Annotated in this window: 10 protein-coding genes; 4 read left to right on the top strand and 6 right to left on the bottom strand. The window is 71.0% G+C overall.

What is annotated here, in order from left to right:
- Positions 1-21 precede the first annotated feature (21 nt).
- Both GRF61_RS10885 and GRF61_RS10880 read right to left on the bottom strand, forming a co-directional pair.
- Positions 22-1,308, bottom strand: a complete 1,287-nt coding sequence (locus GRF61_RS10885) for a sensor domain-containing diguanylate cyclase (RefSeq protein WP_169150677.1) — start codon at positions 1,306-1,308, stop codon at positions 22-24.
- Positions 1,305-1,913, bottom strand: a complete 609-nt coding sequence (locus tag GRF61_RS10880) for a YfiR family protein (RefSeq protein ID WP_169150676.1) — start codon at positions 1,911-1,913, stop codon at positions 1,305-1,307. The genes GRF61_RS10885 and GRF61_RS10880 overlap by 4 nt, the downstream gene beginning before the upstream one ends.
- Positions 1,914-2,183: 270 nt before the next feature.
- Here GRF61_RS10880 and GRF61_RS10875 point away from each other — a divergent pair, with 270 nt between their 5' ends.
- Together GRF61_RS10875 and GRF61_RS10870 are read left to right on the top strand one after the other, a co-directional pair.
- Entirely contained in the window at positions 2,184-3,497 is a 1,314-nt protein-coding gene (locus GRF61_RS10875) for a tryptophan--tRNA ligase (protein WP_169150675.1), read from the top strand.
- Positions 3,498-3,519: 22 nt separating this feature from the next.
- Positions 3,520-4,125, top strand: a complete 606-nt coding sequence (locus GRF61_RS10870) for a DUF938 domain-containing protein (RefSeq protein ID WP_169150674.1) — start codon at positions 3,520-3,522, stop codon at positions 4,123-4,125.
- An 82-nt stretch (positions 4,126-4,207) separates the two neighbouring features.
- Here the strand turns inward: GRF61_RS10870 and GRF61_RS10865 are convergent, their stop codons facing one another.
- The 4 genes from GRF61_RS10865 to GRF61_RS10850 all read right to left on the bottom strand — a co-directional run bounded on the left by GRF61_RS10865 (position 4,208) and on the right by GRF61_RS10850 (position 8,329).
- The gene (locus tag GRF61_RS10865) at positions 4,208-5,395 is read right to left on the bottom strand and encodes an MFS transporter (RefSeq protein WP_169150673.1); all 1,188 of its coding nucleotides are present in this window, start codon (positions 5,393-5,395) and stop codon (positions 4,208-4,210) included.
- Positions 5,392-5,940, bottom strand: coding sequence for a GNAT family N-acetyltransferase (locus GRF61_RS10860; RefSeq protein ID WP_169150672.1), 549 nt, complete (start codon positions 5,938-5,940; stop codon positions 5,392-5,394). The genes GRF61_RS10865 and GRF61_RS10860 overlap by 4 nt, the downstream gene beginning before the upstream one ends.
- Before the next feature lie 303 nt (positions 5,941-6,243).
- Positions 6,244-7,671: a sensor histidine kinase gene (locus GRF61_RS10855; RefSeq protein WP_169150671.1), complete on the bottom strand. Its 1,428-nt coding sequence runs from the start codon at positions 7,669-7,671 to the stop codon at positions 6,244-6,246.
- A complete protein-coding gene (locus GRF61_RS10850; RefSeq protein WP_133594245.1) occupies positions 7,661-8,329 on the bottom strand; it encodes a response regulator transcription factor in 669 nt (222 codons plus the stop codon). Before GRF61_RS10850 ends, GRF61_RS10855 begins: the two co-directional genes overlap by 11 nt.
- Before the next feature lie 245 nt (positions 8,330-8,574).
- Here GRF61_RS10850 and GRF61_RS10845 point away from each other — a divergent pair, with 245 nt between their 5' ends.
- Both GRF61_RS10845 and GRF61_RS10840 read left to right on the top strand, forming a co-directional pair.
- Positions 8,575-10,608, top strand: a complete 2,034-nt coding sequence (locus GRF61_RS10845) for a methyl-accepting chemotaxis protein (protein ID WP_169150670.1) — start codon at positions 8,575-8,577, stop codon at positions 10,606-10,608.
- A 25-nt stretch (positions 10,609-10,633) separates the two neighbouring features.
- Positions 10,634-11,170, top strand: a complete 537-nt coding sequence (locus GRF61_RS10840) for a hypothetical protein (protein WP_169150669.1) — start codon at positions 10,634-10,636, stop codon at positions 11,168-11,170.
- Positions 11,171-11,184: the final 14 nt, after the last annotated feature.

The following is an 11,184-nucleotide window of genomic DNA, read 5'->3' as shown; positions in this document are numbered from 1 at the left end:
GGGTGGGGGCGAGGGGGCGTGTCATGTGGATTCTCCCGAGTTGGCGCGGCCTGCCGCCTCGGCGGGGGCGATGCGGTAGTGGCCGCGGCCGTTGCGCTTGGCCAGGTACATGGCGTGGTCGGCGGCGCGCATCAGGGTTTCGCCGCCGCTGGCATGCTGCGGATAGGCGGCGATGCCGATGCTGAGGCCGGGCAGGGCTTCGACCCCCGGCCGCAGCGCCACTGGCGTCGCTACCGTGGCCAGGATTTTCTCCGCCACGCGGCTGGCATCCTCCAGCCCGCGCAGCGGTGTCAGCAGCACCGCGAACTCGTCGCCGCCCAGGCGCGCCACCAGGTCGCTGTCGCGCACCGCGGCCCGCAGCCGCCGGGCGATCTCCACCAGCAGCGTGTCGCCGGCGGCGTGGCCGTGGCTGTCATTGATTTCCTTGAAGCGGTCGTTGTCCAGGTAGAGCACGCCCACCTGGCTGCCGTTGCGCCTCGCCTCGGCCACCGCCTGCTCCAGCCGCTCGCCGAAGTAGGCGCGGTTGGCGAGGCCGGTGAGGCTGTCGTGCAGCGCCAGGTGGGAGAGCGAGGCGTTGGCCTCTTCCAGGCTGGCCTGTCGCGCCACCAGTTCTTCATTGCGGGCCTGGATCTCGTCGAACAGGGCGTTGAAGTCTTTGCCCAGCTCGTCGAACTCGGCGACTTCGAAGTGCGGCAGGCGGCGGGCGAAGTCCTTGTTCATGCGCGCGGCGTGGGCGAGGGAGGAGAGCGCATCCAGTTCCGCCACCAGCTTCTGCTCCAGCCGCCGCGCCAGATCGCGGGCGGTGAACAGGGCCAGTGCGAGGCCGACCATCCCGGCGGCCACCGCTTTCAGGAAGAAGCCGGCGAACACGCTGCCGCTGCCGCGCAGCGCTACCTGGCCGAGCACTTTCTGCTCTGGCGCGATCTCGGCGGTGATGCGCTCCGGCACCACCAGCCGGCCGATGAGGGCGCTGAAGTTCTCCAGCGCGGCACCCTGCCGCTCGTACCGGGCCAGTTCGCTGCCGTCCGGCAGCAGGATGCGGGCCTCCACCAGGTGCTCGCGCTGGCCGATCTGCTGCAGGATCTCGCGGGCGGTGGCGGCGTCGGCGAACATTACCGCCGCCTCGCTGGAGTAAGCGATGGTGCGCGCCACCAACGCCAGGTTGGCGGTGTGCTGGGCGCGCAGGGTGAAGAAGGCTACCGTGGCCAGTGCCAGCGCGGCGATCAGCAGCGCCAGCAGGGCGGAGCCGAAATAGGTGCGGCGCAAAGCCTGGAACAGGGTGCCGCGGGGCCTGCTGCGGGGATTCACGAGCCCACCCCGCGCAGTTGGCGCGACAGTCGCAGCACCTGGGGATTGATGCGCAGGCTGGAGCGGGAGATGGCGTCGAGGTTGGCGGAGAAGCGCGCGCCGGCGGTGGAGCCATCCTGCTCCAGGCAGAACATGCCGCCGGCGGAACAGAAGCCGGCGCCTTCGCCTATGGTGAGCACCGGCGTGCCGGCGAGCTGGTTCAGCAGATGGGTGCGCGCCGCCGGCGCCAGTTCGCCGGCATAGACCAGGTCGCAGACCTCGGCCGGGTTTTCGCCGGGTGCCAGCTGGCGCACCAGGCTGCGCCGCTCCGGCCCCAGCCAGTCGGCGCTGCGGCGCAGGGTGTCGGCATGTGCGCTGTGGCCGGCGAGGCAGGCGCGCAGCACTTCCGGCTGTGCCGGCCAGCGGGTGTAGCTGACGATGCCCCACACGATGGCGGCCACCGAGGTCTGGCTCTCCGCCAGCAGCAGGCGTTCCGCACTGCCGGAGGCGCGCCCGGGCGCAGCGCCTGCGAGCAGGCACAGCGCGGCCGCGAACAGAATGCCGCTGCGTAGGGGCGTTGGGCCGGCTGAGAGGCCCGGGGAGGGGAAGCGGGAAAATCGGAACATCGCTGGGCAGGCCCGGCACGGTCGGCTGGCCAGGCTCCGCAGGGCGGGAGCGCCGGTTGGCGATGTGCGCTGGCCCGCGCTTGCTCGCGCGCTTTCATTGGTTTCGGGGCCCGAGTCTAGCCCGCGCGCCGGATCATGGTGCGGGAATATGTCACGTGCGGGGCCCGCCGAAACCACTGGCATGCCAGCGGCGGCAAGGTTAGCGCGGCGCCGGCCCAGGCGCTAAACTCCCGCCCTTCAGCCCACCTCCCAGGCATTTGCAGGCTTCCCATGCCCACCACTCGCATCCTTACCGGCATCACCACCTCCGGCACGCCCCACCTCGGCAACTACGCCGGCGCCCTGCGCCCGGCGATTGCCGCCAGCCAGCGTGCCGACGCCGAGAGCTTCTACTTCCTCGCCGACTACCATGCGCTGATCAAGACCGGTGGCGACCCGGCGCGGGTGCACCGTTCCACGCTGGAAATCGCCGCCACCTGGCTGGCCGCCGGCCTGGATACCGAGCGGGTGTGGTTCTACCGCCAGTCCGACATTCCCGAGATCCCGGAGCTCACCTGGCTGCTCACCTGCGTCGCCAGCAAGGGCCTGCTCAACCGCGCCCACGCCTACAAGGCGGCGGTGGACAAGAACCTGGCCGAGGGCGAGGACCCGGACGCCGGCGTCAACATGGGCCTCTTCATGTACCCGGTGCTGATGGCCGCCGACATCCTGATGTTCAAGGCGCATTCGGTGCCGGTGGGGCGCGACCAGATCCAGCACATCGAGATGGCACGCGACATCGCCGCCCGCTTCAATCACCTCTACGGCGAGCACTTTGTGCTGCCGGAGGCGGCGATCGACGAGTCGGTGGCCACGCTGCCCGGCCTGGACGGCCGCAAGATGAGCAAGAGCTACGACAACACGATTCCGCTGTTCTCGTCCTCAGTCGAACTGAAGAAGCTGATCGCCTCCATCGTCACCGACTCGCGCGTGCCCGGTGAGCCCAAGGACACCGAAGGCTCGGCGTTGTTCGAGCTCTACCAGGCCTTCTCCACGCCGGAGCAGACCGAGGCCATGCGCGCCGCCTTTGCCGGCGGCATCGCCTGGGGCGAAGCCAAGCAGGCGCTGTTCGAGCAGATCGACACCGCGGTGTCGCCGATGCGCGAGCGTTACCAGGCGCTGATCGCCCAGCCGGAGCTGATCGAAGCCAGGCTGAAGGAAGGGGCGGCCAAGGCGCGCAGCATCGCCACGCCCTTCCTTGCCGAACTGCGCCACGCGGTCGGCCTGCGCAACCTCGGCAGTGCCATCGAACAGCGCAGCGGCGAAAAGGCCAAGGCCGCCGCCCAGCCGCAGTTCAAGCAGTACCGCGAAGGCGATGGCCGCTTTTACTTCAAGCTGGTTGCCGCCGACGGCAGCCTGCTGCTGCAGAGCGTGGGCTTCGCCTCGCCCAAGGAAGCTGGCCAGACCATCGCCCGGCTGAAGCAGGGCGCGGCACCCCGCGAAGCCGCCGACGGCCTGCTGCTGGATGGCCAGCCGCTGGGCGTGCTGGCCGGCGGCGCCACCCTGGCCGCGGTGCAGGACGCGCTGGCCCAGCTCGCCGGCTGAGTTGCCCGAGGCCGACAGCCGCATGAACGCCGATGCCCGCCTGTTCGCTCCCGCCACCGCGCGCAACCGCGAGTTCATCCTCGCGGTGCTGCGGCACCACCTGCCGGCCAGCGGCACGGTGTTGGAGATAGGCAGCGGCAGCGGCGAGCATGCGGTGTTCTTCGCCGCCAGGCTGCCTGGCCTGCGCTGGCAGCCCAGCGAGACGGAGGCCGGCGCGCTGGCCTCCATCCGCGGCTGGATCGTGCATGCCGGCGTCGCCAACGTCGCCGATCCCCTGCTGTTCGACGCCACCGCCGCGAAGTGGCCTCTGGCCGCGGCGGACGCGGTGGTCGCCATCAACGTCATCCACTACTCGCCCTGGGAAACCACGCCGGCGCTGCTGGATGGCGTCGCCCGCCTGCTGCCGCCCGGCGGCGTGCTCTATCTCTACGGCCCCTACCGCCGCGACGGTGCCCACACCGCGCCCAGCAACGAAGCCTTCGACGGCTGGCTGAAGGAGCGCGATCCGCGCTTCGGCGTGCGCGATCTGGAGGCGGTGGTCGCCGAGGCCGCCGCCCGCGGCCTCACGCTGGCCGAGGTGGCGGAGATGCCGGCGAACAATCTCAGCGTGGTGTTCCGGCGCGCTTGAGGGTGATGCGGTGGGCTTGCCGCCGCCGCTTTGCCGCGTCGATTCCGCCCGGCGTTCCCGCCTGGCACCTCCGCCTTTTCCCCTAGTTTTCCGGCCTGCCGGTGACGGGCGCGCAACGCAGCTTCAGCAGCGCGGCGGCGCCCAGCATGGCCACGGCCAGCAGCACGCACAGGCCGAGCGCGGCCCCGGCGCCCCAGTGCTCGATGATCAGCGCGAACAGCAGCGGCGCCGCGGCGGCGACGAAGAAGCCGGGTGCCAGCAGGCGGCCGACCAGGGAGCCGTAGGTGGCCGGATCGAACAGCACCAGCGGCAGCGTGCCACGGGTGATGGTGAGCAGGCCGTTGCCGGCGCCGTAGAGGAAGGCGAAAGCCACCGCCGCCGCCAGCCACTGGCCGCTCGTCAGCGCGGCGAGGAAGCACACCGGCAGCAGCGCGCTGGCGAACAGGTTGAGGCTGGGCGGCGGCAGCCGGCGGCCGAACAGCACCTCCGCCAGCCGCGCCAGCGATTGGCCGACGCCGCGCAGCGCGCCTATTGCCACCGCCACCGGTGCGGCGACGCCGAGGGCGACCAGCAGGGTGATCATATGCGCCGACATTGCCGCGGCGAGAAAACCGGTCACCGTGATGATGATGGCGTAGAGCGCCGCCGCCAGGCGGGCATGGCCGGCCGGTGTGCGGAAGCCGTCCGTCGTACCTTGCGTGGCTGGCTGCGGCGCGTGGCGGCCGCGCGGCAGCGCCAGATGCAGCGGAATGGAGGCGAGGGCGATGGCGGCATAAGCCAGCATCGCGCCGCGCCAGCCGTAGTGCTCCGCCAGCGCATGACCCACCGGCCAGAACACGGTGGAGGCGAGCCCGCCCAGCAGGGTGATCTGCGCCATCGGCCGGCGCGCGGCCGGGCCGCCGACGCGGGCGAGGGCGGCGAAGGCGGCGTCGTACAGGGTGCAGCGCATCGCCAGTCCGAGCACCAGCCAGGCGGCGTAATAGGCGGGCAGGCTGTCCGCCAGCGCGAGGCCGAGGCAGCCAGCGGCGCCCAGCACCATGCCCCAGGCCAGCACCGGCCGGCCGCCGTGCTTCTCGATCAGCCTGCCGACCCGGGCGGAGCTCAGGCCCATGGCCACCAGCGCGGCGGAGAAGCCGCCATGCACCAGCGCCAGGCTCCAGCCGAGGTCGGCGGCGATTAGCTCGCCGAAGCCGCCGATGAGGTAGTAGAACAGCCCCCAGCTGACGAGCTGGCCGAGGCCGAGGCAGAACAGCGGCAGGCGTCCGATCACGCCTGCGTCCGCTCGCCGTTGCCTGGCTCACCTTCGCCCAGCGTGCGCTGCATCAGCACCGTATCCACCCAGCGGCCGAACTTGTAGCCCACCGCCTGCAGGGTGCCGGCGTGGCGGAAGCCGAGGCACTGGTGCAGGGCGATGGAGCCGGCGTTGCCGCTGTCGCCTATCACCGCCACCAGTTGCCGCCAGGGGCCGCGTCCGCAGCGGGCGATCAGCTCGACTAGCAGTGCATGGCCGACACCGCGGCCCAGCGCCTGCGGCGCGACGTAGATGGAGTCTTCCAAGGTGTAGCGGTAGGCGGCGCGGGCGCGGTAGGGCGCCGCGTAGCAATAGCCGAGGATGCGGCCGCCCTCCTCCGCCACCAGCCAGGGCAGGCCGTGGTCCAGCACGGCCGCGCGGCGCCCGGCCATCGCTGCGGCATCCGGCGGGGTTTCCTCGAAGGTGGCGGCGCTGTTGAGGACGTAGTGGCCGTAGATGGCGGCGATCTGCGGCAGATCGGCGTCCTGCGCGTCGCGCAGGAAGTGGGCGGAAGGGGCGGGCATCGGAGTTCGGTGGGGAAGCAGGCGCAGGATGTGGATGGTGCCCGCTCGGACGCCGCCGGAGAAGTCCCGTATTGCTGGCCAGCGGGTTTCGCCCCGGGCTGGCGGCGCATGCGGGGCAAGGCAGGTGGGACCCGAGGGCCGGGAGTCAGGCCGGGCGCACCGTCAGGAGCGCGGTTCAAACGCTGTCATCCCCTGGGCCCTGGCGGCGCGGGCCGGCGGTGAGGGGCAAGCGGGAGGGGGGGCGAAGCCCGCTTCCGCTTGTGTCCGCGCCTGCGCCTGTCGGAGGCGCGGGCGGCGCCTGGCTCAGGCGGTGGCTTCCACCGCCGCCCGCTTCAACGGCAGCCGCACCCGCACCGAGCTGCCGCCGTCCGGGCCGTCCTCGATGGTGATGGTGCCGCCGTGGCTGCGGGCGATCTCGCGGGCAATCGGCAGGCCCAGGCCGCTGCCGGAGGGTTGCGTGCCGGCCACGCGGTGGAAGCGCTCAAACACCCGTTCGCGTTCGGCGGGCGGGATGCCCGGGCCGCTGTCGGCCACTTCGATCAGCACCGCCTCCTCGTCGCTGTGGCAGTGCAGGGTGACCTGGCCGCCGGCCGGGGTGTACTTGAGGGCGTTGTCCACCAGGTTTGAGATCAGCTCGCGCAGCAGCGTGGGGTCGCCGATCAGCGTGGCGGGTTCGCGCTGCACGCCGAAGTCGATGTTGCGCGAATCGGCCAGGCGCAGCCAGTCCTCCAGCATGTCGTCTATCAGCTCGGCGAGGTTCACCGGCGGCGCATCGGCCAGCAGGCGGTCGCCGGACTCGGCGCGGGCGAGGGCGAGCAGTTGGTTGGCGAGGCGGGTGACGCGCGCCACCGAGTGGCGCAGCCGGGCCAGCGCGGCGGCGTCGGCATGGCCGTCGCCCATCAGCTCCAGCTGCACCTGCAGGCTGGCGAGCGGGGTGCGCAGCTGGTGGGCGGCGTCCTGCAGGAAGTGGCGCTGGGAGGCGTTGGCCTCGCGCAGGCGGCCGAGCAGGGCGTTGAGGGCGCGTACCACCTCGCGGATCTCCACCGGCACGCCGGCGAGGTTGACCGGCGCCAGGTCGGTGCCGGAGCGGCCGGCCAGTTCATGCTCCAGCCGGCGCAGCGGCGCCAGTCCGGAGGGGATCCCGAAGCGCACCGCCAGCGCGGCGGCGATCAGGATGAGGGCGGCGGCGGCGGCGAAGCCGAACAGCAGGCGCTCCATCGCCTGGCGGCGCTTGCCCAGGGTTTCAGCGACGGTGACGTAGAAGCCCTGGCCGCCGCTGTAGTGGTGCAGGCTGACGCCGCGCACCGGCAGGCCCTGGTACTCGCTGTCGTAGAACAGCGGCGGCTCTTCGCGCCGCGGCTCCAGCGTGCCGGGCGGCGGTGCGCCCAGCAGCACGGCCGGGGCGCGCTGGCGTTCGGCGTCCGCCAGGCCGAGGTCGCGGTCGCCGGCGAGCAACTCGCCGCGGCCGTTGCGCACGCGGAAGAAGATGCGGTCCACCGTGTCGGTGCGCAGCACCGTCTCCGCTTCCGGCGACAGCGACAGCACCGGCCCGGTCTCGTCGTCGCTCAGATGGGTGGCGAGGCCGTGGGCGAGGTTGAGCAGGTTCTGGTCGTAGGTGTTGTTGATGACGTCCTGGGCGACGAAGTAGCTCAGGCCGCCGGCGGCGAACAGGGGAATGAGCGTTGGCCAGGCCAGCGCCCGCAGGATGTTGCGGGCGAGACTAGCCTGCATTGGGGCGTGGCGGGTTGGCCAGCTCCAGGCGGTAGCCGAAGCCGCGCACGGTGCGGATCAGCAGGCCGGCGGGTTCCAGCCGCGGGCGCAGGCGGGAGATGTAGACCTCCACCGCGTTGCCGCTGCCCTCCGCCTGCAGTTTCTCCTTGGGCACGGTGCGGCCGTCGGCGGTGGCCAATGCTTCCAGCAGCTCCCATTCGCGCGCGGTGAGGGCCAGCGGCTGGCCCTCCAGTTCGGCGAGGCGGCCTTCGGTGTCCAGCGTCAGCGGGCCGAAGGCGATGCGTTGGGTCTCGGTGTGGCCGCCGCGGCGCAGCACCGCGCGCATGCGGGCGGTGAGTTCGGCGAGCTGGAAGGGTTTGGCGAGGTAGTCGTCGGCGCCCAGGTCCAGGCCGTAGATGCGGTCGTCGAGGGCGTCGCGGGCGGTGATGATGATCACAGGCAGCGCCTGTTTGCGGTTGCGGATGCGGCGCACCACTTCGTAGCCGCCCAGCCCCGGCAGGCCGACATCCACCAGGGCGAAGTCGAAGTTTTCCTGCTGCAGCCGGCGGTCCGCCGCCATGCCGTCGTTTTCCACTTCGATGATGTCGCCCTGCCCCTGCAGGAAGGCACAAATGCCTTCGGCCAGTTCGGCGTCGTCTTCGACCAGTAGCACGCGCATTTGCTTTTCCATCCTCTGTTGCGTTCCTTTCGGGCGCGGCTGCCGCGCGCAGGCGACATCCTATACCGGTCGTGATTCTGCCGCTGCGTCGCACTATCTGCCCACATTGGGTAGCGGTATGCTTGGGCTCGCCGGCCGCCGGCCGATATTCGTTCCAGAGCCCGGCCAGAGCCGATTGGATCGGCCTTTCGGCATAGATGACGAAGGCGGGTGAAACCGGAAAAGCGCTACAGAGGGGAGCAAAAATGCAGTATCGGGATTATTCGGTCGGACGGCAGATCCTGTTGCCGGCGGTAGCGCTGCTCGTCGTGGTGTTCGCGGCGATGATAGGTCTGACCTCGCTGCTCACCGAGCGCGCTTCCCTGGGGCAGTCCAGGCTGGAGCTGGAAAACGAAATGAAGCTGATCACCGGCGCGCTCGACAGCGAGTTCGAGAGCGTAAAGACGCGCGGCATGCGCCAGGTGAATTTCTTCCGCCAGTTCCTCGGCGGCGAATTCACGGTGAGCGACAGCCGGGTGGCGACCGGCGAGGCGGAATTGCCGGCCATCAGCCTGAACGGCGCCATCGTCAATGGCGACCACGCCATGCTGGAACGTTTCCGCCGCCTCACCGGCGATGATTCGGCCGTGCTGCTGCTGGTCGAAGGCAAGGTCTACCGCGCGGCCACGCTGCTGCAGAAGGACGGCCGCTACCTGGACGGCGTGCCGCTGCCGGACGACGACCCGGTGGCGAAGGCGCTGCGCAGCGGCGAAACCTACCAGGGGCTGGTGGTGCGCAACGGCGAGTATTTCTTCAGCAATATGCTGCCGCTGAAGGATGGTGCCGGCCGGGTGTTCGGCGGGCTGTCGGTGCGCATCGGCCTGGATGCCGAGATGGAGCGTATCCGCAAGCTCTATGGCAGCGTCGTCGCCGGCAAGACCGGCTATGTGGTGATCGCCCGGCCCAGCGGCAACCCGGACACGATAGGCGAGTTCGTCGTCCATCCGAAATTCCAGGGCAAGATCATCGGCGAGGTGGTGCCTGCCGGCGAGGCGCGCCGCTCTGCCGAGGAGAACATGCGTTTCGAAGGCGGCACCCGGCAGTACCTGTGGCCGGACGGCAGCACGCTGCGCGAGCGGCTGGCGGTGGTCGGCTGGTCCAGGCCGTGGAATTTCCAGGTGACGGTGGGTAGCTGGACCGACGAGTTCCTGCAGGAGAGCGTGCGCCTGCGCTGGATCTTGGCCGGGGTGAGCGTGGGCGGCCTGCTGGTGATCGCGCTGGTGCTGGCCTGGCTGGTGGCGCGCCGGCTGCGGCCGCTGGGCGGGGTGGTGAGCGCGGTGGTGGAGCTGGGGCGCGGCAACCTGCAGGTGAGCGTGCCGGATGCCGACGGCCGCAGCGCCAACGAGCTGCGCCAGCTGGGCGCGGCGCTGAACACCACGGTGGCGCAGATGCGCGAACTGGTGGGCGAGGTGTCGCGGGCGGCGGAAGAGGTGGGCGGCTCAGCCCGTCGGCTGGACGAGGGCTCCACCGGCCTGCTGGAGAGTGCCGGCAGCCAGTCGCAGGCGGCCTCCGGCATGGCGGCCTCGGTCGAGGAGCTGTCGGTGAGCATCAGCCAGGTGGCGGACAACGCCCGCGAGGCTTCGGCGATGAGCGAGGAAGCGCTGGCGAGCAGCCACGACGGTCACCAGGTGGTGGGCCGCACGTCCTCGGAGATGGAGACCATCGCCGAGGACGTGCGCCACACGGCGGATGCGGTGCTGGCGCTGGGCGAGCGGTCCAAGCAGATCTCGGCGGTGGTCGGGGTGATCCGCGAGATCGCCGAGCAGACCAATCTGCTGGCCTTGAACGCCGCCATCGAGGCCGCCCGCGCCGGCGAGCAGGGGCGTGGCTTCGCGGTGGTGGCGGACGAAGTGCGCAAGCTGGCCGAGCGCACCGCGGTGTCCACCGAGGAAATCGGCCGCACCATCGCTGCCATCGTCGCCGATACCCAGGGCGCGGCCACCCGCATGGAATCGGTGCGCGATCGCGTCGGCAAGGGCGTGGAGCTGGCGCGCCAGGCCGGTAGTGCGTTGGAGGCCATCGATGAGCGTACCGGCCGCGCGGTGAGCGTGGTGCAGAGCATTGCCGACGGCACGCGCGAGCAGAGCGCCGCCAGCCAGGAGATTGCCCGCGCGGTGGAGCGCATCGCCCAGATGGCGGAGGAAACCAACGCCATCGCCGAGAACAACTCCGCCGACGTGCGCCAGCTGCAGCAGCTGGCCAGTCAGCTGCGCGAAGCGCTGACCCGCTTCCGCCACTGAACCGCGAACAGGGGAAGGTGCCGCCATGAAGATCCAGACCGTGCTGACGACGCTGCTCGCCGCCTCCATGCTGGCCGCCTGTGCCACGCCGGCCGATCCCGGCGCGATGGCGGTGCGGTTGACGCCAGCGGCCGAGGCCAAACGCAGCAGCCAGGGCGTGCGCATCAGCGTGCTCGGCGGGCGGCAGACCTCGCAGCTGGGGCCCTCCAGCATCGCGGACGAGGATTTCGCCGCCGCGCTCGGCCGTTCCTTGCTGGATGCCGGCGTGTTCCGGCGGCTGGAGCAGGGCGAGGCCAGCGGCTACGGCCTGCAGGCGGTGATCGTGAACCTGGATCAGCCCTGGTTCGCGCTGCGGACCAAGGTGGAGATGGAGGTGAGCTACAGCCTTACCGACCAGGTGAGCGGCGCCGAGGTGTGGAAGCAGACCATACGCAGCAGTTACACCACGACGCCGCTGGATACGCTGGACGGCATGGCGCGGCTGCGGCTGGCCAACGAGGGGGCGGCCAGGCGCAACATCGCCGCTGCGCTGGTGGCGCTGGAGCGGGTGCCCTTGTACTAAGGCGCAAGTGTGCC

The organism is Azoarcus sp. TTM-91 (assembly GCF_012911025.1).
GTDB lineage: Bacteria > Pseudomonadota > Gammaproteobacteria > Burkholderiales > Rhodocyclaceae > Azoarcus.
The sequence above is the reverse complement of the archived record's forward strand: the minus strand, read 5'-3'. Positions and strand labels throughout refer to the sequence as shown.

Bases quoted from the DNA above. Each gene is read 5' to 3' on its own strand.
- GRF61_RS10860 (WP_169150672.1), bottom strand. From the start codon at position 5,940: ATGCCCGCCCCTTCCGCCCACTTCCTGCGCGACGCGCAGGACGCCGAT.
- GRF61_RS10855 (WP_169150671.1), bottom strand. From the start codon at position 7,671: ATGCAGGCTAGTCTCGCCCGCAACATCCTGCGGGCGCTGGCCTGGCCA.
- GRF61_RS10845 (WP_169150670.1), top strand. From the start codon at position 8,575: ATGCAGTATCGGGATTATTCGGTCGGACGGCAGATCCTGTTGCCGGCG.
- GRF61_RS10840 (WP_169150669.1), top strand. From the start codon at position 10,634: ATGAAGATCCAGACCGTGCTGACGACGCTGCTCGCCGCCTCCATGCTG.
- GRF61_RS10875 (WP_169150675.1), top strand. From the start codon at position 2,184: ATGCCCACCACTCGCATCCTTACCGGCATCACCACCTCCGGCACGCCC.
- GRF61_RS10870 (WP_169150674.1), top strand. From the start codon at position 3,520: ATGAACGCCGATGCCCGCCTGTTCGCTCCCGCCACCGCGCGCAACCGC.
- GRF61_RS10850 (WP_133594245.1), bottom strand. From the start codon at position 8,329: ATGCGCGTGCTACTGGTCGAAGACGACGCCGAACTGGCCGAAGGCATT.
- GRF61_RS10880 (WP_169150676.1), bottom strand. From the start codon at position 1,913: ATGTTCCGATTTTCCCGCTTCCCCTCCCCGGGCCTCTCAGCCGGCCCA.